General features: G+C 72.0%; 18 protein-coding genes and 1 riboswitch. Of the genes, 11 read left to right on the plus strand and 7 right to left on the minus strand.

Translation table 11 applies throughout. The annotated features are described in order from the left end of the window. Positions 1-15 precede the first annotated feature (15 nt). A riboswitch (TPP riboswitch) is annotated at positions 16-127 on the plus strand. From thiO to RM812_RS30580, 5 genes are all read left to right on the plus strand, one after another. After that, a complete protein-coding gene (gene thiO, locus RM812_RS30560; RefSeq protein WP_311579609.1) occupies positions 125-1306 on the plus strand; it encodes a glycine oxidase ThiO in 1182 nt (393 codons plus the stop codon). (Overlaps the previous riboswitch by 3 nt.) Next, the gene (thiS, locus tag RM812_RS30565) at positions 1303-1503 is read left to right on the plus strand and encodes a sulfur carrier protein ThiS (RefSeq protein WP_311579612.1); all 201 of its coding nucleotides are present in this window, start codon (positions 1303-1305) and stop codon (positions 1501-1503) included. The genes thiO and thiS overlap by 4 nt, the downstream gene beginning before the upstream one ends. Before the next feature lie 2 nt (positions 1504-1505). Next, positions 1506-2303 carry a thiazole synthase gene (locus tag RM812_RS30570; RefSeq protein WP_311579615.1) on the plus strand — a complete coding sequence of 266 codons (798 nt, stop codon included), beginning with the start codon at positions 1506-1508 and terminating at the stop codon, positions 2301-2303. Positions 2304-2528: 225 nt separating this feature from the next. Beyond that, entirely contained in the window at positions 2529-4466 is a 1938-nt protein-coding gene (pknB, locus tag RM812_RS30575) for a Stk1 family PASTA domain-containing Ser/Thr kinase (protein WP_311579621.1), read from the plus strand. 130 nt (positions 4467-4596) lie between these two features. Further along, entirely contained in the window at positions 4597-5475 is an 879-nt protein-coding gene (locus RM812_RS30580) for a deoxyribonuclease IV (RefSeq protein ID WP_311579628.1), read from the plus strand. 23 nt (positions 5476-5498) lie between these two features. On the opposite strand, the gene RM812_RS30585 is transcribed toward RM812_RS30580, so the two are convergent. After that, positions 5499-6146, minus strand: coding sequence for a sulfite oxidase-like oxidoreductase (locus tag RM812_RS30585; protein WP_311579635.1), 648 nt, complete (start codon positions 6144-6146; stop codon positions 5499-5501). Between the two features lie 192 nt (positions 6147-6338). Here RM812_RS30585 and bfr point away from each other — a divergent pair, with 192 nt between their 5' ends. Then, positions 6339-6842: a bacterioferritin gene (gene bfr / locus RM812_RS30590; RefSeq protein WP_311579638.1), complete on the plus strand. Its 504-nt coding sequence runs from the start codon at positions 6339-6341 to the stop codon at positions 6840-6842. A 215-nt stretch (positions 6843-7057) separates the two neighbouring features. Here bfr and RM812_RS30595 read toward each other — a convergent pair whose 3' ends face one another. Both RM812_RS30595 and RM812_RS30600 read right to left on the minus strand, forming a co-directional pair. Then, positions 7058-7291: a (2Fe-2S)-binding protein gene (locus RM812_RS30595; protein WP_164883559.1), complete on the minus strand. Its 234-nt coding sequence runs from the start codon at positions 7289-7291 to the stop codon at positions 7058-7060. A 179-nt stretch (positions 7292-7470) separates the two neighbouring features. Continuing rightward, complete coding sequence (locus RM812_RS30600; RefSeq protein WP_311579642.1) at positions 7471-8823, minus strand: class II 3-deoxy-7-phosphoheptulonate synthase; 1353 nt, start codon at positions 8821-8823, stop codon at positions 7471-7473. Positions 8824-8987: 164 nt separating this feature from the next. Between RM812_RS30600 and RM812_RS30605 the strand changes: the two genes are divergently transcribed. From RM812_RS30605 to RM812_RS30610, 3 genes are all read left to right on the plus strand, one after another. Next, on the plus strand, positions 8988-11816 hold the full coding sequence (locus RM812_RS30605) for an N-acetylmuramoyl-L-alanine amidase (RefSeq protein WP_311579644.1): 2829 nt from the start codon (positions 8988-8990) through the stop codon (positions 11814-11816). Positions 11817-11926: 110 nt separating this feature from the next. Further along, the gene (locus RM812_RS43130) at positions 11927-11983 is read left to right on the plus strand and encodes a trp operon leader peptide (RefSeq protein ID WP_071528813.1); all 57 of its coding nucleotides are present in this window, start codon (positions 11927-11929) and stop codon (positions 11981-11983) included. A gap of 104 nt (positions 11984-12087) precedes the next feature. Further along, a complete protein-coding gene (locus tag RM812_RS30610; RefSeq protein WP_311579648.1) occupies positions 12088-14016 on the plus strand; it encodes an anthranilate synthase family protein in 1929 nt (642 codons plus the stop codon). Here the strand turns inward: RM812_RS30610 and RM812_RS30615 are convergent. From RM812_RS30615 to RM812_RS30630, 4 genes are all read right to left on the minus strand, one after another. Beyond that, positions 13968-14963, minus strand: coding sequence for a 2-hydroxyacid dehydrogenase (locus RM812_RS30615; RefSeq protein WP_311579651.1), 996 nt, complete (start codon positions 14961-14963; stop codon positions 13968-13970). The two genes, RM812_RS30610 and RM812_RS30615, sit on opposite strands and share 49 nt — an antisense overlap. Positions 14964-15086: 123 nt before the next feature. Further along, positions 15087-15764: a response regulator transcription factor gene (locus tag RM812_RS30620; protein ID WP_311579654.1), complete on the minus strand. Its 678-nt coding sequence runs from the start codon at positions 15762-15764 to the stop codon at positions 15087-15089. Then, positions 15757-16998 carry a MacS family sensor histidine kinase gene (gene macS / locus RM812_RS30625; protein WP_311579657.1) on the minus strand — a complete coding sequence of 414 codons (1242 nt, stop codon included), beginning with the start codon at positions 16996-16998 and terminating at the stop codon, positions 15757-15759. The genes RM812_RS30620 and macS overlap by 8 nt, the downstream gene beginning before the upstream one ends. Positions 16999-17049: 51 nt before the next feature. After that, positions 17050-17835, minus strand: coding sequence for a lysophospholipid acyltransferase family protein (locus RM812_RS30630; RefSeq protein WP_311579699.1), 786 nt, complete (start codon positions 17833-17835; stop codon positions 17050-17052). Between the two features lie 178 nt (positions 17836-18013). On the opposite strand from RM812_RS30630, the gene RM812_RS30635 reads away from it, so the two are divergent. After that, entirely contained in the window at positions 18014-18817 is an 804-nt protein-coding gene (locus tag RM812_RS30635) for an alpha/beta hydrolase (RefSeq protein WP_311579660.1), read from the plus strand. Beyond that, positions 18810-19412 carry a hypothetical protein gene (locus RM812_RS30640; protein ID WP_311579665.1) on the plus strand — a complete coding sequence of 201 codons (603 nt, stop codon included), beginning with the start codon at positions 18810-18812 and terminating at the stop codon, positions 19410-19412. Before RM812_RS30635 ends, RM812_RS30640 begins: the two co-directional genes overlap by 8 nt. The last annotated feature ends 127 nt before the right edge of the window (positions 19413-19539 follow it).

The raw sequence follows: 19539 nt of genomic DNA on the forward strand, positions 1-19539 counted from the left end.
TTAGGGTGGCCAACGTAAAGCACTCGCGGGAGCCCGGACGCACCGGGCTGAGAGGGAGGCTGGCGGCCTCCGACCGTACGAACCTGATCCGGGTCATGCCGGCGAAGGGAGGGGCTCGACGCCCATGTCGTCACCTCGCACATCACCGCGTGCCGCGGACGTCCTCGTCGTCGGGGGCGGCATCATCGGCCTGGTCACGGCCTGGCGGGCCGCGCAGCGCGGTCTGGTCACGGCCGTCGTGGACCCCGAACCGGGCGGCGGGGCCGCCCAGGTGGCGGCCGGGATGCTGGCCGCCGTCACGGAACTGCACTACGGCGAGCAGACCCTGCTCGCGCTGAACCTCGCCTCGGCCCACCGCTACCCGGAGTTCGCGGCGGAGCTGACCGACCTCACGGGGCTCGACCTCGGCTACCGCCGGTGCGGCACGCTCGCCGTCGCGCTGGACGCCGACGACCGTGCCCACCTGCGGGAACTGCACGCGCTCCAGCAACGCTCGGGCCTGGAGTCCGAGTGGCTGTCGGGGCGGGACTGCCGGCGTCTGGAGCCGATGCTCGCGCCGGGCGTGCGCGGAGGGCTCCGGGTGGACGGCGACCACCAGATCGACCCCCGGCGCCTCGCCCGCGCGCTCGTCGCCGCCTGCGAGACCGCCGGTGTGGTCTTCCACCGGACGTGGGCCGAGCGGCTCACCGTCACCGGGGACCGGGCCACCGGGGTGGTCGCCGCCGACGGCACGACGCTGGAGGCCGGGCAGGTGGTCCTGGCCGCGGGCAGCCTGAGCGGACGGCTCGCGGGCCTCCCGGACGGCGTGCTGCCGCCGGTGCGGCCCGTGAAGGGGCAGGTGCTGAGGCTGACGATGCCGCGGACGCACGGGCCGCTGCTGAACCGGACCGTGCGCGCCGTGGTGCGCGGCAACCACGTCTACCTGGTGCCCCGGGAGAGCGGCGAACTCGTCGTCGGTGCCACCAGCGAGGAGCAGGGCTGGGACACGACGGTGACCGCGGGCGGCGTCTACGAGCTGCTGCGCGACGCCCACGAGCTGGTTCCCGGCATCACGGAGCTGCCCCTGACGGAGACGCGGGCGGGCCTGCGTCCCGGCTCCCCGGACAACGCCCCGCTGCTCGGCCCGACCGGGCTGGAGGGGCTGCTGCTGGCCACCGGGCACTACCGCAACGGCGTCCTGCTCACCCCGGTCACCGGCGACGCCATGGCGCACGTCCTGACCACGGGCGAGCTCCCGGCCGAGGCCCGTCCCTTCACCCCGCGGCGCTTCAGCGCCGCCCCCGCACTCTCGGAGCAGCCGGCATGAACATCTCCGTCAACGGCGAGCCGCGCGAGGTGGCTCCCGGTACGGCCCTCGACGCCCTGGTGGGCACGCTCACCGCGGCGCCGTCCGGAGTGGCCGCCGCCCTGAACGAAACCGTCGTCCCGCGCGCGCAGTGGGCCGCCACCGCCCTGGCCGACGGCGACCGCGTCGAAGTCCTCACCGCCGTCCAAGGAGGCTGACCATGGCCGACGACCCCTTCGTCCTCGGCGGTACGTCGTACACGTCCCGCCTGATCATGGGTACGGGCGGGGCACCCAGCCTCGACATGCTGGAGCGCGCCCTCGTGGCCTCCGGCACCGAACTGACCACCGTCGCGATGCGGCGCGTGAACGCCTCGGTGCACGGCTCCGTGCTGTCGGTGCTGGAAGGGCTCGGCATCCGGGTACTGCCGAACACGGCCGGCTGCTTCACCGCCGGGGAGGCCGTGCTCACCGCCCGCCTCGCCCGCGAGGCCCTCGGCACCGACCTGGTCAAGCTGGAGGTCATCGCCGACGAGCGCACGCTGCTGCCCGACCCGATCGAGCTGCTGGACGCGGCGGAGACGCTGGTCGACGACGGGTTCACGGTACTGCCGTACACCAACGACGACCCCGTCCTCGCGCGGAAGCTGGAGGACGTCGGGTGTGCGGCGATCATGCCGCTCGGCTCGCCGATCGGGTCCGGGCTCGGGATCCGCAACCCGCACAACTTCCAGCTGATCGTGGAGCACGCGCGCGTGCCGGTGATCCTGGACGCGGGGGCCGGTACGGCATCGGACGTGGCGCTGGCGATGGAGCTGGGGTGTGCGGGGGTGATGCTCGCCTCGGCGGTGACTCGGGCGCAGGAGCCGGTGCTGATGGCTGCCGCCATGCGTTCCGCGGTGGAGGCGGGGCGGCTGGCGCGGCGGGCGGGGCGGATTCCGCGGAGGCACTTCGCGGAGGCGTCGTCTCCTGCGGAGGGCTTGGCGGTACTGGATCCGGAGCGGCCCGCGTTCCAGTGAGCCCGCGCGGTCCTTCCGTCTTGTCTCCCAGCCACGCGCCACCCGTTTCCGGTCGGTCGCCAGGCGCATCTCTCCCGTGGGGGCCACTCGCCGTCGGCGGCCGGCCGTACGCGCGGGCGGTCCGGCCACGGCCGGCGTGCGAAGCGTCACAGGTCCGCTGCAGTAGGGCCCCGATTCGGGGCTGTGGGGCGGGGTGTGTCCGTGGTGGCTCGTAGACTCACCTGCGTGGACACGACCCTTCAGGACCCTCTCGTCGGGCAGCTGCTCGACGGCCGGTACCGCGTCGAGGCGCGGATCGCGGTCGGCGGCATGGCCACGGTCTACCGGGCCGTGGACACCCGCCTGGACCGCGTGCTCGCGCTGAAGGTGATGCACCCGACGCTCGCGACCGACGCCACCTTCGTCGAGCGGTTCATCCGCGAGGCGAAGTCGGTGGCCCGGCTCGACCACCCCAACGTCGTGCAGGTCTTCGACCAGGGGGCCGAGGGGGCGTACGTCTACCTGGCGATGGAGTACATCGCCGGCTGCACCCTGCGCGACGTGCTCCGCGAGCGCGGGGCGCTCCAGCCGCGGGCCGCGCTGGACATCCTGGAGCCGGTGCTGGCCGCGCTCGGCGCCGCGCACCGGGCCGGGTTCGTGCACCGGGACATGAAGCCGGAGAACGTCCTGATAGGGGACGACGGCCGGGTCAAGGTCGCCGACTTCGGACTGGTCCGGGCCGTGGACACGGTCACCAGCACCACCGGGGCCGTCCTCGGCACCGTCTCCTACCTGGCGCCCGAGCAGATCGAGCACGGTACGGCCGACCCGCGGGTCGACGTGTACGCGTGCGGGGTCGTGCTGTACGAGATGCTGACCGGCGGCAAGCCGCACGAGGGGGACTCCCCCGCCCAGGTGCTCTACAAGCACCTCCACGAGGACGTGCCGCCGCCGTCGGCCGCCGTGCCGGGCATGCCGTACGAGCTGGACGAGCTGGTCGCCTCGGCGACCGCCCGCACCCCGGGGATCCGTCCGCACGACGCCGTGGCGCTGCTCGCGCAGGCCCGCCGGACGCGCGGGGCCCTGAGCACCGACCAGCTGGACGCGGTGCCGCCGCAGGCGCTCACCGCGGAGCACGACAACGCCGAGGACCGCACCAGTGTGATCCCGCGCGCCCTGACCGTGCCCCGACCCCTGCCGGTCGGCGAGGACGAGGACGGCGTCCCGGCCGACGGGGTCCACCACACCAGCCGGCTGGCCCCTCCCCCGCCGGGCCCGCCCCGGCGCCGCCGGCTGGAGCTGCGGCGCCGTCCGCTGGCGATCGTCGTGGCCGTGCTGCTGGTGCTCGGCGTCGGCACGGGCGTCTGGTACATCAATTCCGGCCAGTTCACCAAGGTGCCTCCCCTGCTGTCTGGGACCGAGGCGCAGGCCCGTGACCGGCTGGAGGACGCCGGGCTGGACGTCGGCAAGGTGCGGCGCGCCCACAGCGACACCGTGGAGCGCGGCAAGGTCATCAGCTCCGACCCCGGGGTGGGCACCCGGATCCGCAAGCACGACTCCGTGTCGTTCACGGTCTCCGACGGCCCCGAGACCGTGAAGCTGCCGGACGTGCAGGGCTACAGACTGGACCGGGCGCGCACCGTGCTGAAGGACGAGGGACTGGAGCCGGGCATGGTGACCCGGGCGTTCAGCGACGACGTGCCCAGGGGTTTCGTGATCTCCACGAAGCCCGGGACGGGCACCACGGTGCGCGCGGGTTCGGCGGTCGCGCTGGTCGTCAGCAAGGGCAGCCCCGTGGACGTCCCGGACGTCACCGGCGACGACCTGGCCGACGCGCGGGCCGAGCTGACGGGGGCCGGCCTGAAGGTGGAGGTCGCCACCGAGCAGGTGAACTCCGAGTACGACAGCGGCGAGGTGGCCCGGCAGACGCCCGGCCCGGGCAGCCGGGCCGCCGAGGGCGACACGGTGACGCTCACGGTGTCCAAGGGCCCCGAGATGATCGAGGTCCCGGACGTGGTCGGCGACAGCGTGGACGACGCCGTGCAGAAGCTGAAGGACGCCGGTTTCCAGGTGGACGAGGACCGCGGCCTGCTCGGGCTGTTCGGCGACACGGTGAAGGACCAGTCCGTGGACGGCGGGGACACGGCCCCCAAGGGGTCCACCGTCAAGATAACCATCAGGTGACCACGGACAAGGTGACCATGGCCAGGGCGGCCGCGGCCAGGGCGGCCATCAGGTGACCCGCGGACATGGCGCCCATCGGGGTGACCACGGACACGGTCCGCACGGTGGCGGCGCATGACACCCTGAATGGGTGAACAGTCAACAGTCCGCCCTCCCCCGCAACCCCGTCGGCGGCCACGTCCCCGTGGCCGGCGGCCTGCACTCCGTCGGCCTGTCCTACGCCCGTGAGCTGAAGGCGGAGGCCGTGCAGGTCTTCGTCGCCAACCCGCGCGGCTGGGCCACTCCGGCCGGCAACCCGAAGCAGGACGAGGCGTTCCGGGAGGCCTGCGCGGCCGGGTCGATCCCCGCGTACGTGCACGCCCCGTACCTGATCAACTTCGGTTCGCACACCGAGGCGACGGTGGAGCGGTCGGTGGAGTCGCTGCGGCACTCGCTGCGGCGCGGGCGGGCGATCGGGGCGCTCGGCGTGGTCGTGCACACCGGCAGCGCGACCGGCGGACGCGAGCGGTCCGTGGCACTGAAGCAGGTCCGGGAGTTCATGCTGCCGCTGCTGGACGAGCTCACCCACGACGACGACCCGTACCTGCTGCTGGAGTCGACCGCCGGCCAGGGCGCCTCCCTGTGCTCCCGCACCTGGGACTTCGGACCGTACTTCGAGGCGCTGGACGCCCACCCGAAGCTCGGCGTGTGCCTGGACACCTGCCACGTCTTCGCGGCGGGGCACGACCTGACCGGGCCGTCCGGCATGCGGCAGACGCTGGACCTGCTGGTGGACACGGTCGGCGAGGGCCGGCTGAAGCTGGTCCACGCCAACGACTCCAAGGACGTGGCCGGCGCCCACAAGGACCGGCACGAGAACATCGGCGCCGGTCACATCGGCGAGGACCCGTTCCGGGCCCTGATGACCCACCCCGCGACCGAGGGCGTGCCCCTGGTCATCGAGACGCCGGGCGGCAAGGAGGGGCACGCGGCGGACGTGGAGCGGCTGAAGAAGCTGCGCGACGGCTGATCCCCGAAGGGCCGCCCGGCAGGTCAGGGCTCGGGGCCGTCCCCGGGCTCCTCCTGGTAGGAGTAGCGCTGCTCCCGCCACGGGTCGCCGATGTTGTGATAGCCGCGCTCCTCCCAGAAGCCCCGGCGGTCGGCGGTCATGTACTCGACCCCGCGGACCCACTTCGGGCCCTTCCAGGCGTACAGGTGCGGGACGACCAGCCGGAGCGGGAAACCGTGCTCGGCGGTGAGCAGCTCGCCGTCCTTGTGGGTGGCGAAGAGGGTGCGCTCGGCGGCGAAGTCGGACAGCCGGAGGTTGGAGCTGAACCCGTACTCCGCCCACACCATCACATGGGTGACGCCGGGCGCGGGCGGGGCGAGGTCCAGGATCGTGGTGGCCGGAACGCCGCCCCACTCGGCTCCGAGCATGCTGAACTTCGTGACGCAGTGCAGGTCGGCGACGACCGTGGTGTAGGGCAGGGCGGTGAACTCGTCGTGGGTCCAGCCGTGCTTCTCGCCGTCGGCGGTGGCGCCGAAGACGCGGAACTCCCAGCGCTCCGGGCGGAACTTGGGGACCGGCCCGTAGTGCGTGACCGGCCAGCCGCGCTGCAGCCGCTGCCCCGGCGGGAGCTCGAAGCGCGAGGCTCCTTCCGAACCGCCTTCTCCCGATTCGTGTCCCACCGGCTGACCCATGCCTCCATCCTGACAGACCCGGACCGATGCCCATGACCGGGATCGTTCACAGTGAGTCAAACGGGAACAAACAGGGACAACATCGGCTAAGTCTGCACTTACTTACTAAGTCAAGACTTACTGGAAGATCTTCGATGCCGGTGCCATCATGCGGCGCAACACGCCAGTTCCCGTTCGAAGGAGCTTCACGCGATGCAGGGCGACCCCGAGGTCATCGAATTCCTCAACGAGCAGCTCACCGCCGAGCTCACGGCGATCAACCAGTACTTCCTGCACGCGAAGCTGCAGGACCACAAGGGCTGGACCAAGCTCGCGAAGTACACGCGCGCGGAGTCCTTCGACGAGATGCGCCACGCCGAGGTGCTCACCGACCGCATCCTGCTCCTGGACGGCCTGCCCAACTACCAGCGGCTCTTCCACGTGCGGGTCGGCCAGAGCGTGACCGAGATGTTCCAGGCCGACCGGGAGATCGAGATCGAGGCGATCGACCGGCTGCGCCGGGGCGTCGAGGTGATGCGGGCCAAGCACGACATCACGTCGGCCAACGTCTTCGAGGCGATCCTCGCCGACGAGGAGCACCACATCGACTACCTGGAAACCCAGCTCGACCTGATCGAGAAGCTGGGCGAGTCGCTCTACCTGTCGACGGTCATCGAGCAGAGCCAGCCCGACGCCTCGGGGCCGGGCTCCCACTAGAGGGCCTGTCTGACCATTCCCGTCGTCGCCCGGAGGGCGGCCTCGCGGCGTCAGGTGCGTGCTCTCGGCGTGCCGGGCGCAGAGCCTCGTACTGGATGTACTCGGCTCTGCGCCCGGTGCGGCGAGAGTGCGTGCATGGCGTCGCGAGGCAGGCGGGAATGGTCAGACAGGCCCTAAGGCCCTGCCGGACAGGCCTCAGGTCCCGAGGACCCGTCCTAGGCGGCTTCGGGAAGCTCCGAGAGGACCGGTGCACCCTGGTCGGCGAGCTGCCGACGGGGGCAGGCGCCGCGGCCGAGCAGCGCCTGGATGCGCCGTACGCAGCCGCCGCAGTCGGTGCCGGCCTTGCAGGCGGAGGCGATCTGCCGGGGCGTGCAGGCGCCGGCTTCCGCGTGGCTCTTCACCTGTTCCTCGGTGACACCGAAGCAGCTGCAGACGAACACGCGGTTCACCTCCCGGGCGGAGTACAAGGTCGTGCCCTACCGACGACCGGAGGGCCCTGGTCGGTGAGGCAAACCTAACCTTACCCATCGCGCCAGGTCGACAAAAGCGGAGGGGGCGCGGATCGCGTGTGACCCGCGCCCCATTCCGTGTCCTGTCGCCCGGGTGAGGGCGAACCGTCACCGGTCCGTCACTGGTCCCGGTACATCTCCGCCACCAGGAACGCCAGGTCGAGCGACTGGCTGCGGTTGAGCCGCGGGTCGCAGGCCGTCTCGTAGCGCTGGTGCAGGTCGTCGACGAAGATCTCGTCGCCGCCGCCCACGCACTCGGTGACGTCGTCGCCGGTCAGCTCCACGTGGATGCCGCCCGGGTGGGTGCCGAGCGACTTGTGGACCTCGAAGAAGCCCTTGACCTCGTCGAGCACGTCGTCGAAGCGGCGGGTCTTGTGACCGGAGGCCGCCTCGTAGGTGTTGCCGTGCATCGGGTCGGTGATCCAGGCGACCGCGGCGCCGGAGGCGGTGACCTTCTCGACCAGCTCGGGGAGCTTGTCGCGGATCTTGTCCGCGCCCATCCGGACGATGAAGGTCAGCCGGCCGGGCTCGCGCTCCGGGTCGAGACGCTCGATGTACTGCAGCGCCTCCTCGGCCGTCGTGGTCGGGCCGAGCTTGATGCCGATCGGGTTGCGGATCCGCGAGGCGAACTCGATGTGCGCGTGGTCCAGCTGCCGGGTGCGCTCGCCGATCCACACCATGTGCCCGGAGACGTCGTACAGCTGCCCGGTGCGCGAGTCGACGCGGGTGAGCGCCGACTCGTAGTCGAGCAGCAGCGCCTCGTGCGAGGAGAAGAACTCCACCGTCTGGAACTCGGCCGGGTCCGTGCCGCAGGCCCGCATGAAGTTCAGCGCGTTGTCGATCTCCCGGGCGAGCTGCTCGTAGCGCTGGCCGGACGGGGAGGACTTCACGAAGTCCTGGTTCCAGGCGTGCACCTGGCGCAGGTCGGCGTAGCCGCCGGTGGTGAAGGCGCGCACCAGGTTCAGCGTGGAGGCCGAGGCGTGGTACATGCGCTTGAGCCGCTCGGGGTCCGGGATCCGGGCCTCTTCGGTGAAGGCGAAGCCGTTGACGGAGTCGCCGCGGTAGGTCGGCAGGGTCACGCCGTCGCGGGTCTCGGTCGGCTTCGAGCGCGGCTTGGAGTACTGGCCGGCGATCCGGCCCACCTTCACCACGGGCACGGAGGCGGCGTACGTGAGGACGGCGCCCATCTGGAGCAGCGTCTTGAGCTTGTTGCGGATGTGGTCCGCGGACACCGCGTCGAAGGCCTCGGCGCAGTCGCCGCCCTGGAGGAGGAACGCCTCTCCCTTGGCGACGGCCGCCATCCGGGCGCGCAGCTGGTCGCACTCGCCCGCGAAGACGAGCGGCGGATACGACTCGAGGTCCGCGATCACTGCGCGCAGAGCCTCGGTGTCGGGGTACTCGGGCTGCTGCGCCGCGGGCAGGTCTCGCCAGGTGTTGCCAGCGCTCGGGCTGGTCTTAGCGTTCACGGTCACCCCTTAACCCTACGGGGTCGCGTCATGCGGTTTTCGCGTGGTTCGACAGGTGAGACGACCCCCGATGCCGCCCCCGGGGACCGAGGTTGGTAACCTCACGCGCCTTTGCTGTTTGAACACAGACAACTCACACACATGCCGAGCGCATCACCAGGGGTGGGATTTTGAGCGCCGATCACCGCAGGGACCGCAAGAAGAAGAGACTGCTCGTCTACGGTGTGGCCTCGGTCGCGGTCGCCGCCACCACGGCCGGCACGCTGGCCGTGGCCTCGCCCGGCCTCCTCGGCACGGACGACACCACGGTGGCCGGCCCTCCGGGCGCCCGGCTGCAGACGGAGTTCGAGCAGGCCGCCGAGGAGTTCGACGTCCCGCAGAGCGTGCTGATGGCGGTCTCGTACCGGCAGACGCGCTGGGAGGACCACGACGGGCTGCCGAGCACCACCGGCGCGTACAACGTCATGGGACTCACGGACGTCGACCCGGACAGCCTGGAGAACGGCGACGCCGCCGAGGAGCGCGAGCACCAGCTCGAGCACATGAACCGCAGTGGCGACCCGGCCGTCGAGAAGCACTTCGACGCCGAGAAGGCCCTCAAGAGCCTCGACGAGAAGCCCGTCGACACTAGCGACCCGCGGCTGCACACCCTGGACGAGGCGGCCGGCCTCATCGACGCGTCTCCCGAGAAGGTGCAGAGCGACGCCGGGGAGAGCATACGGGCGGGCGCCGCGCTGCTGGCCAAGTACCAGAAGGACGCCACCGGCTCGCTGTCCGAGGACCCGGGCGCCTGGTACCCGGCCGTGGCCCGCGCCAGCCAGGCCCCGGACCACAAGGGCGCGCAGCTCTTCGCGCAGCGCGTGTTCGAGTCGGTCAAGACCGGTGAGCAGCGCGTCACCGCGGACGGCCAGTCGCTCACGCTGCCGGCCGACCCGGACGTGACGCCGAAGAAGACGACGGACCTGGAGCTCGCCGCGGCCTCCGCCGCCCCGGCCCCCGAGTGCCCGTCCGGCCTGAACTGCGACTTCCGTCCCGCCGCCTACAAGCAGAACGGCGGGATCGACGACTGGGGCAACTACAACGTCGCGAGCCGCCCCACGGCCGGCCACGAGATCACCTCGATCGTGATCCACGACACCGAGGGCAGCTACAGCAGCGCGCTGGGTGTCTTCCAGAACTCCCTGTCGTACGCCAGCGCCCACTACCTGATCCGTGCCTCCGACGGTCTGGTCACCCAGATGGTCGAGAACAAGAACGAGGCGTGGCACGCGGCCAACAAGACCCTCAACATGCACTCGATCGGCATCGAGCACGAGGGCTACGCCATCAAGGACGGCAGCTGGTACACCGAGCCGCAGTACGAGTCCTCGGCCGCGCTGGTCAAGTACCTGGCAGGCAAGTACGACATCCCGCTGGACCGTGAGCACATCATCGGCCACGACGAGATCCCGGGCGTCCTCGACGGCAACGTCAAGTCCCAGCACTGGGACCCGGGCCCGTTCTGGGACTGGAACCACTACATGAAGCTGCTGGGCGCCCCGACCGGCGCCGAGGGCGCGGGCGGCCCGTACAAGGCCGGCCAGGTGATCCGCGTCGTTCCGCCGTTCACCACGGCGAACCAGCCGAAGATCACCAACGGCGGCTCCGCGGTCGCCCAGCAGCCGGCGAACTTCGCGTACCTGTACTCCTCGCCGTCCACCGGCTCGGCGACCCTCACCGACCCGTACCTCGGCAGTCAGACCTGGACCGAGGGCTGGAACTGGGGCAACAAGGTCCTGGCCGGCGGCGAGTACGTCGTCGCCGAGTCCCGGACGGACTGGACCGCCATCTGGTACGGCGGCAAGAAGGCCTGGTTCCACAACCCGGGCGGCCAGTTCGCCACCCCCGTCGGCACCCCCGGCGTGATCACCCCCAAGGCGGGCGCCACCTCGATCCCGGTGTACGGGCGCGCCTACCCCGACGACGCCGCGTACACGGGCACCGGAGTGCCGGTCCAGAGCAAGAACAACGAGTCGCTGACCAAGTACGGCGTCCTCGCCGGGCAGAAGTACGCGCTGGCGGGCGAGGCCATGAAGGGCTCGTACTACAACAGCGGCAACATGGACGGCTCGGGCGTGGGCTCCCGCACGGTGGTCGTGGGCAGCAACACCTTCTACCCGATCCGCTTCAACCACCGCCTGGCCTGGGTCCGCACCTCGGACGTCCAGGTGGTCAACGGCACCACGCCCGACCCGGGCACCGACCGCTACGACATCCTCGGCCGGGACGCGTCGGGTGTGCTGTGGCAGTACCAGGGCACCGGCAGCGCCTCCGCCCCGTTCTTCAGCCGCTTCCGCGTCGGCGCCGGCTGGAACGCCTACAACGCGGTGACGACCCTGACGGCGCTGCGCGCGAACGGCACCGGTGACATGGTGGCCCGCGACACGAGTGGCGTGCTCTGGTACTACCAGGGCAGCGGCAACGTCTCCGCCCCGTTCAAGCCTCGCGTCCGGATCGGCGCCGGCTGGTCCGTGTACGACACCATCACCGGCGCCCGGGACCTCACGGGCGACGGCAAGCCGGACCTGATCGCCCGCGACAAGAGCGGCGTGCTCTGGCTCTACCAGGGCACCGGCACCACCGCCGCCCCCTTCAAGGCCCCCACCAGGATCGGCGCCGGCTGGAACGCCTACAACGCCCTGACCGACACCGGCGACCTCACCGGTGACGGCAAGGCGGACCTGGTCGCCCGCGACAAGAACGGCGTGCTCTGGCTCTACCAGGGCACCGGCACCACCGCCGCCCCCTTCAAGGCCCCCACCAAGATCGGCGCCGGCTGGTCCGTCTACAGCTCGCTCAACGGCCCGAGCGACCTGAACCGGGACGGGGTGCCGGACCTGGTCGCCCGCGACAACGACGGCGTGCTCTGGTTCTACCAGGGGACCGGCAGCGCCTCCGCCCCCTTCAAGGCCCGGACCAGGATCGGCAGCGGCTGGAACATCTACAAGATGATCATCTGACGCCACTCCGCCAAACCGCCGAACTACGCCCCACCGCCCGTGGCGCCGCGGCCGTCCCGCATCCCGGGACGTGCTGCGGCGGCGCGGGCGGATGCGTTAGGGTCGGCGGCATGTTCGCGCACTCGACCCAGAACTGGTGGTGGACCGCTCATCCGGCGGCCCACTGACTGCGCGTAACGCACGACTTCGCGAAGGCCGCCCGAGAGGCGGCCTTCGGTGTTCTCGCGACCAGGGCCGTTCCTCTCCGAGTAACCGAGAAGGACACGGACCCATGTCACAGTTCGACCTGCGCACCCTGGCGGCCGACCCCCGCCCGTTCGCCCTGCTCCGCCGCCGCACCCCTGGCCACGATCACGACACCGTGGAGCTGCTGCTCGGCCCGGTGACGGAGCACGAGCGGCTCGCCGACCTGCCCGACGAGGGGCTGGCGCTCGTCCCCTTCCGGCAGATCCGCGAGCGCGGCTTCGACGTGCGCGACGACGGCACGCCCCTGCTGGTGCTGACCCCCGAGGAGCGGTACGCCATCCCGCTCGCCGAGGCCCTGGAACAGCTCCCCGCCCACGACGTCCGTGTCGAGGACGGTGGCTTCGACGTCGATGACGAGGAGTACGCGCGGATCGTCGGACGCGTGCTGCACGAGGAGATCGGGCGCGGCGAGGGCGCCAACTTCGTGATCCGCCGGACGTACGAGGGGGAGATCCCGGGCTTCGGGCGGGCCGACGCGCTGGCGCTGTTCCGGCGGCTGCTGGAGGGCGAGCGGGGCGCGTACTGGACGTTCGTCGTGCACACCGGGGACGACACCGGGGACCGGACACTGGTCGGCGCCAGCCCCGAGGTGCACGTGCGGATGTCCGGTGGCACGGTCGTCATGAACCCGATCAGCGGGACGTACCGCTATCCGGCCGAGGGGCCGACGCCCGAGCACCTGCTCCGCTTCCTCGCCGACGGCAAGGAGATCGAGGAGCTGTCGATGGTGGTCGACGAGGAGCTCAAGATGATGTGCACCGTCGGCGACATGGGCGGCGTGGTCGTCGGGCCGCGGCTGAAGGAGATGGCGCACCTGGCGCACACCGAGTACGAGCTGCGCGGCCGTTCCTCGCGGGACGTGCGGGAGGTGCTGAAGGAGACCATGTTCGCGGCGACGGTCACCGGCTCGCCGGTGCAGAACGCCTGCCGGGTCATCGAGCGGCACGAGGCCTCGGGGCGCGGCTATTACGCCGGGGCGCTGGCGCTGCTCGGGCGGGACGCGGGCGGCGCCCAGACCCTCGACTCGCCCATCCTCATCCGTACCGCCGACATCGACGCGGCCGGCGGGCTGCGGGTGCCGGTCGGCGCCACGCTGGTGCGGGGCTCGGACCCGGCGGGCGAGGTCGCCGAGACCCACGCCAAGGCGGCCGGGGTGCTGGCCGCGCTGGGCGTACGTCCGTCCCGGCCACGGGCGGAGGCGGCGCGGGCGCGTCTGGCCGACGACCCCCGGGTGCGGGCGGCGCTGGACGGGCGACGGGCCTCGCTGGCGCCGTTCTGGCTGCGGATGCAGGAGCCGACCGAGGTGCTGGAGGGGCAGGCCCTGGTCGTCGACGGCGAGGACACCTTCACCGCGATGCTCGCGCACGTGCTGCGCTCGTCGGGGCTCGACGTGAGCGTCCGGCGGTACGACGAACCGGGGCTGCGCGAGGCGGTGCTCGTCCACGAGGGCCCGGTGGTGCTGGGACCCGGCCCCGGCGACCCGTCCGACGTGGGGGACCCCAGGATGCGCTTCCTGCGTGCCCTGACCGCCGAGGTGATCCGGGACAACCGGCACGGCGTCCTCGGCGTCTGCCTCGGGCACGAGCTGATCGCGGCGGAGCTGGGCCTGGACATCGTCCGCAAGGAGGTGCCGTACCAGGGGGCGCAGACGGAGATCGACCTGTTCGGGCGGCGCGAGACCGTCGGCTTCTACAACAGCTTCACCGCGCGCTGCGACGACGAGACGGCCGCCGAGCTGGCCGCGCACGGCATCGAGGTGAGCCGCGGGGCCTCGCACGAGGTGCACGCGCTGCGCGGCCCACGTCGTACCGGAGGCGCGGCCAGAGCCGCAGTCGCCGGGGTGCAGTTCCACCCCGAGTCGGTGCTGACCCTGAACGGCGCGGCGATCGTGCGGGAGCTGGTCGGTCAGCTGCGCGGCACCAGCACGTTCTCCGAGCGGCGGCCCTCCCGGTAGTCGAGGACGTTGCGCACCGTGGCGTCGACGATCTGGCCGACGGCGTCCTCGGTGTAGTACGCCTGGTGCGAGGTCACCAGGACGTTCGGGAAGGTGACGAGGCGGGCCAGGGTGTCGTCCTCGACGGCCTCCAGGGACCTGTCGAGGAAGAACAGGCCCGCCTCCGCCTCGTACACGTCCAGGCCCACGCCCGTGAAGCGGCCCGCGCGCAGCTCCCCGACCAGTGCGCCGGTGTCGATCAGGCCGCCGCGGCTGGAGTTGACCAGGATCGCGTCGTCCCGCATCGACTTCAGCGCGGTGGCGTCGATCAGGTGCCGGGTCTCGGGCATCAGCGGGACGTGCAGGGTGATCAGGTCGGACTTGGCGAGCAGTTCGTCCTTGGTCACGTAGCGCATGCCGAGTTCCATGCAGGCGGGGTTCTCGGCGACGTCCCAGCCGAGCAGCCGCATGCCGAAGCCGTGGGCGATCCGGGCGAAGGCCTCGCCGATCTTGCCGGTGCCGAGGACCCCGGCGGTGCGCCCGTGCATGTCCCGGCCCATCAGGCCGTCCAGGCGGAAGTCGAAGTCGCGGGTGCGGTTGGAGGCCCGCACGATCCGGCGGTTGACGGCCAGGGCGAGGGCCCAGGCGAACTCGGCGACGGAGTGGGGGGAGTAGGACGACACCCGGGCGACGGTCATGCCGAGTCGCCCGGCCGTGTCGAGGTCGATGTTGTTGAAGCCGGTGGAGCGCTGGGCCACCATCCGGGTGCCGCCGGCCGCGAGGATCTCCAGGACGGGCCCGCCGAGGTCGGCGTTGACGGACGTGGAGACGATCTCGTGGCCGGCCGCGATGGGTGCGGTGTCCTCGTTGAGGAAGACGTCCAGGCAGCGGATCTCGTCGTGGCCGTGGAAGGCCTGCTCGATCAGGGGCTTCTCGTCGGCCTGGACGCCGAAGGCCAGGATTTCCATGACCGCTCCCCTTCTGCTGGGCTCCGGGCCGAATATACGGCGCCCCGCCCGAGGCCGCCGGTCAGCCGGAGAGGTCCCCGGCCTCGGCCGGGCCGTCTCCCGCCCGCCGCCCGCTACTCGTCGTCACTCGTCGTCGAGTCCGCGCTCTATCGCGTACCGCACGAGTTCCACGCGGTTGTGCAGCTGGAGCTTGCCCAGGGTGTTCTGGACGTGGTTCTGCACGGTGCGGTGGGAGATGACGAGGCGTTCGGCGATCTGCTTGTAGCTCAGGCCCTTGGCGACCAGGCGCAGCACCTCGGTCTCGCGGTCGGTGAGCCGGGGCGCCCCGGGCTCGCCTGTGTCCGCGGCGGAGGCCGGCTCGGAGGCCAGGCGACGGTACTCGCCGAGGACCAGCCCGGCCAGGCCGGGGGTGAAGACGGGGTCGCCGACGGCCGTGCGGCGCACCGCGTCCTGCAACTCCTCGGTGGACGCCGACTTCAGCAGGTACCCGGTCGCGCCGGACTTCACCGCTTCCAGCACGTCGGCGTGCTCCCCGCTCGCGGAGAGCACGAGGACGCGCAGCTTCGGGTCGGCGCCCACGACCTCCTTGCAGACCTGGACGCCGGGCTTGCCGGGCAGGTTGAGGTCGAGCACCAGGACGTCGGGCGCGACGGCCCGGGCGCGGCGCACCGCCTGGTCGCCGTCGCCGGCGGTGGCGACCACGTCGAAGCCGGACTCGGCCAGGTCCCGGGCGACGGCGTCCCGCCACATCGGGTGGTCGTCCACCACCATGACCTTGATCGGGTGCTGTGGCTCACTCATGGTCCGCTGTCCTCCCCCGTGCGGCGGTGCCGCCGGTTTCCTTCGGTGCCCTCAGTTCGACCTCGGTGCCCTGTCCCGGCACGGAGATCAGCTCCGCCGTGCCGCCGAGGTCACGCAGCCGGCCCCGGATCGACAGGGCCACCCCGAGCCGCCCCTCGCCCTCGGCCTCGGCGAGCCGGCCCTCGGGGATGCCGGGCCCTTCGTCGCGGACGGTGACGATCACCTCGTCCGGCTCGTCCTCGACCAGGATCCACGCGCGCGCGTCCTCGCCGACGTGCCTGCGGACATTGTCCAGGGCGGCCCCCACGGCGGCCGCCAGCTCCCGTGCCGCGACCGGGGCGAGCAGGACCGGCGCGCCCGGCTCGGCGAGGTTCACGAGCGATCCGGCGTACGGGGCGAGCAGGGCGCGCAGGTCGACGGGACCGGTCGGGCCGTCCCCCTCCGGCTCCTCCACCGCCCGTACGACCGCGCCCTCGGCGGCGTCCTCCGACACCCGGGACACGGGCACCAGGCCGCCGGAGACCAGGGTGCGCAGCGCCACTTCCTGCTCACCGGCCATCCGGCCCAGCTCGGCCGCCTCACCGCCGATGACGGCGCCGCGCCGCTGCACCATCGCCAGCACCTGGAGCACGCTGTCGTGGATGTCCCGGGCGAGCCGCTCCCGCTCCCTGGTCGCCGCCTCGATCTCCAGGGCGCGGGCGAGGGTGCGCTCGGAGGCGCGGGCGACCTCGACGACGTAGCCGATGGCGATGGAGGCGACCCAGACGAGGATGACGTTGTGGACGGTGTCGCGGGCCGGGGTGCCGCGTTCGATCAGGTTGGCGGCGGCGACGAGGGTGGAGGCGACGGCCGCCCAGCGCCAGCCTCCCTTGATGGCGAAGGCCAGGACGGCGCCGGCGGTCCATATCGACGGCAGGGTCGGACCGCCGTTCATGACCCGCTCGTGTGCGTCGGCGAACGGGGTGAGCAGGACGCCGGTGAGCGCGACGGTGAGGTCGGCGGCGAGGAACCGTTTGGTGCAGTTCGCCGCGCCCGCGACCTTGGGGAGGGTGCCGAGGGTCCAGACGAAGAGGACGGCGTAGTAGGCGACGGCCAGCCAGGGGCGGGTGAAGCCGGAGTACGCGGTGGCGAAGAAGCCGATCGCGTACAGCATGGTGAGCACGCGGTAGCCGGCGAGCGCGCGCCACAGCGGCTGCTCGACCGACATCCTCATGACTCTCTCGCGCCTGGCCATGTCCCCCCGTCCCCGGCCCGTACGTCCTGTGCCCGTGTCCGGCTCCGGTCCCTACCGGTCGTCGGCCAGGTCCTGCTCGGCCGCCGCCTTCTCCTTGGCCGTCTGTTCCCTCTCCGCCTGCGCGAGCGCGGCCTTCGCCGCCTTGCCCGCCTCCTTCTCGGCCTTCGCCGCCTCCGCGAGCTGCCGCTTCATGGCGGTCGCGTACATGTCGACGTACTCCTGGCCGGAGAGCTTCATGATCTCGTACATGACCTCGTCGGTCACCGCGCGGAGCACGAAGCGGTCGTGCTCCATGCCCTGGTAGCGGGTGAAGTCCAGCGGCTTGCCGATGCGGATGCCGGGCCGCATCAGCTTCGGCATCACCTTGCCGGGCGGCTGGATCTTCTCGGTGTCGATCATGGCGACCGGGATGACGGGCGCGCCGGTGGCGAGCGCCACGCGCGCGAGGCCGCCCGGCTTGCCCCGGTAGAGCCGGCCGTCCGGGGACCGGGTCCCCTCGGGATAGATGCCGAACAACTCGCCGCGCTCCAGCACCTCTATGCCGCTCTTGATGGCGGCCTCGCCGGCGCCCCGCGCCCCGGACCGGTCGACCGGGAGCTGGCCGACGCCCTTGAAGAACGCGGCGGTGAGCCGGCCCTTGACCCCGGGCGTGTTGAAGTACTCGGCCTTCGCGATGAAGGTGACCTTGCGGTCGAGCACCGCGGGCAGGAAGAACGAGTCGGAGAACGACAGGTGGTTGCTCGCCAGAATGGCGGGGCCGTCGGCCGGGATGTGCTCCAGGCCTTCCACCCAGGGCCGGAAGGCGAGCTTCAGCGAACCCCCGACGGTGACCTTCATCGCGCCGTACAACAACCGAGTGCCTCCTGTGTCTGTGGGTGAGACCTTATCCCGGGGCACCGTCAATGGCCCCGACGGCCCTGGTCGGTGTCAGTGCGGTCGCGTACGGTGAAGTACCCGCAAGTACCGCACACCCCGTGCCGGCTGTGCCGGCCCCCTGACGACAGGAGACCGAGACGTGCCGGTCCTGCCCGGAGCCGAGCCGTTCCGCCACGAGGGCGGGGAGGTCGGCGTCCTCCTCTGCCACGGTTTCACCGGTTCCCCGCAGTCGCTGCGCCCCTGGGCCCGGTACCTCGCCGCGCGCGGTCTGACCGTCGCGCTGCCACTGCTGCCCGGGCACGGGACCCGCTGGCAGGACATGCAGGCCACCGGCTGGCAGGACTGGTACGCGGAGGTGGACCGCGAGGTGCGCGCCCTGCGGGAGCGCTGCGCGCGCGTCTTCGTGGCCGGCCTGTCCATGGGCGGCGCGCTGGCGCTGCGGCTCGCGGCCAGGCACGGGGAGGCGATCACGGGTGTCATGGTCGTCAACCCGGCGAACCGCATGCACGGCGTGGCCCAGCACGCCCTCCCGGTCCTGCGCCATCTCGTGCCCGCGGCGAAGGGCATCGCCAGCGACATAGCCAAGCCGCTCGGCCGGGAGCTGGGGTACGACAGGGTGCCGCTGCACGCGGCCCATTCGCTGCGCGCCTTCTTCCGTGTCGCCGACGGCGATCTGCCGCAGGTCACACAACCGTTGTTGCTGCTGCGCAGCCCGCAGGACCATGTGGTGCCGCCGGCCGACTCGGCCCGCATCCTCGGCCGGGTGTCGTCCACGGACGTGACGGAGGTCCTGCTGGAACAGAGCTACCACGTGGCGACGTTGGACCATGACGCGGACCGGATCTTCGCGGAGAGCGTCGCGTTCATCGGCCGGCTCGCGCCCGGTTCCGTCACGGAGCCGGAGCCCGGTCTCGGCAAGGAAGGGGCGACCGCAGGTGGCTGAGCACGACTCCGACCGCGAGGACCGCGAGGACCGCGAGCGCGGGCAGGACCGGGAACGCGGGGAGGACCGCGGGCCCGATCAGGGCGTGCCCGTCGACGAGGAGGCCGCCTGGGCCGCGATCGTCGCCGGGTACGGGGACGAGCCGCCGGACCCGCCGGGTGCGAAGCCGTTCAAGTCGGTGGAGGACCTGGCGCTCCTGGAGCCGGAGACGAACGACGGCAAGCCCGAGGCGGACCGGCCCGCCTCGGCCCGGCCGCTGGGCAGCTCCGTGGCGTTCGCTCCCGGTGTCGGCCCGCGCGACCACGCCCTGGCCGAGCCCTCGGACGACGATCTCGACGAGGACGACGAGGGCCACTTCGTACCGCCCGAGCCGCCTCCGCTCCCCGAGGGGGACACCACCTCGAAGTTCGCCTGGCTGGGCGTTCTCGGCGGCCCCGTGCTGCTCCTGCTGGCCGTGGTGCTCGGCTGGGAGATGACCTGGTGGCTGACGACCGCGAGCATCGGCGGTTTCCTCGGCGGTTTCGCCACGCTGGTCATGCGGATGCGGACGGGCGACGAGGACGACGACGATCCGGGCCGGGGCGCGGTGGTCTAGCGCGGGCCGGGACGGCCCTCGGAACGGTCCGGACCGGACAGAGCGGTCGGGCCACCGGGGCCAAACCGGGCCTTGCGGGCCTTGCGGGCCTTGCGGGCCTTGCGGGCCTTGCGGGCCTTGCGGGCCT

Origin of the sequence: Streptomyces lancefieldiae (assembly GCF_031845825.1) — a bacterium.
GTDB lineage: Bacteria > Actinomycetota > Actinomycetes > Streptomycetales > Streptomycetaceae > Streptomyces > Streptomyces lancefieldiae.

Excerpts from the sequence above, each read along its gene's own strand:
- thiO (WP_311579609.1), top strand. The coding sequence starts at position 125 with ATGTCGTCACCTCGCACATCACCGCGTGCCGCGGACGTCCTCGTCGTC.
- thiS (WP_311579612.1), top strand. The coding sequence starts at position 1,303 with ATGAACATCTCCGTCAACGGCGAGCCGCGCGAGGTGGCTCCCGGTACG.
- RM812_RS30570 (WP_311579615.1), top strand. The coding sequence starts at position 1,506 with ATGGCCGACGACCCCTTCGTCCTCGGCGGTACGTCGTACACGTCCCGC.
- RM812_RS30585 (WP_311579635.1), bottom strand. The coding sequence starts at position 6,146 with ATGGGTCAGCCGGTGGGACACGAATCGGGAGAAGGCGGTTCGGAAGGA.
- bfr (WP_311579638.1), top strand. The coding sequence starts at position 6,339 with ATGCAGGGCGACCCCGAGGTCATCGAATTCCTCAACGAGCAGCTCACC.
- RM812_RS30610 (WP_311579648.1), top strand. The coding sequence starts at position 12,088 with ATGTCACAGTTCGACCTGCGCACCCTGGCGGCCGACCCCCGCCCGTTC.
- RM812_RS30615 (WP_311579651.1), bottom strand. The coding sequence starts at position 14,963 with ATGGAAATCCTGGCCTTCGGCGTCCAGGCCGACGAGAAGCCCCTGATC.
- RM812_RS30620 (WP_311579654.1), bottom strand. The coding sequence starts at position 15,764 with ATGAGTGAGCCACAGCACCCGATCAAGGTCATGGTGGTGGACGACCAC.
- macS (WP_311579657.1), bottom strand. The coding sequence starts at position 16,998 with ATGGCCAGGCGCGAGAGAGTCATGAGGATGTCGGTCGAGCAGCCGCTG.
- RM812_RS30630 (WP_311579699.1), bottom strand. The coding sequence starts at position 17,835 with ATGAAGGTCACCGTCGGGGGTTCGCTGAAGCTCGCCTTCCGGCCCTGG.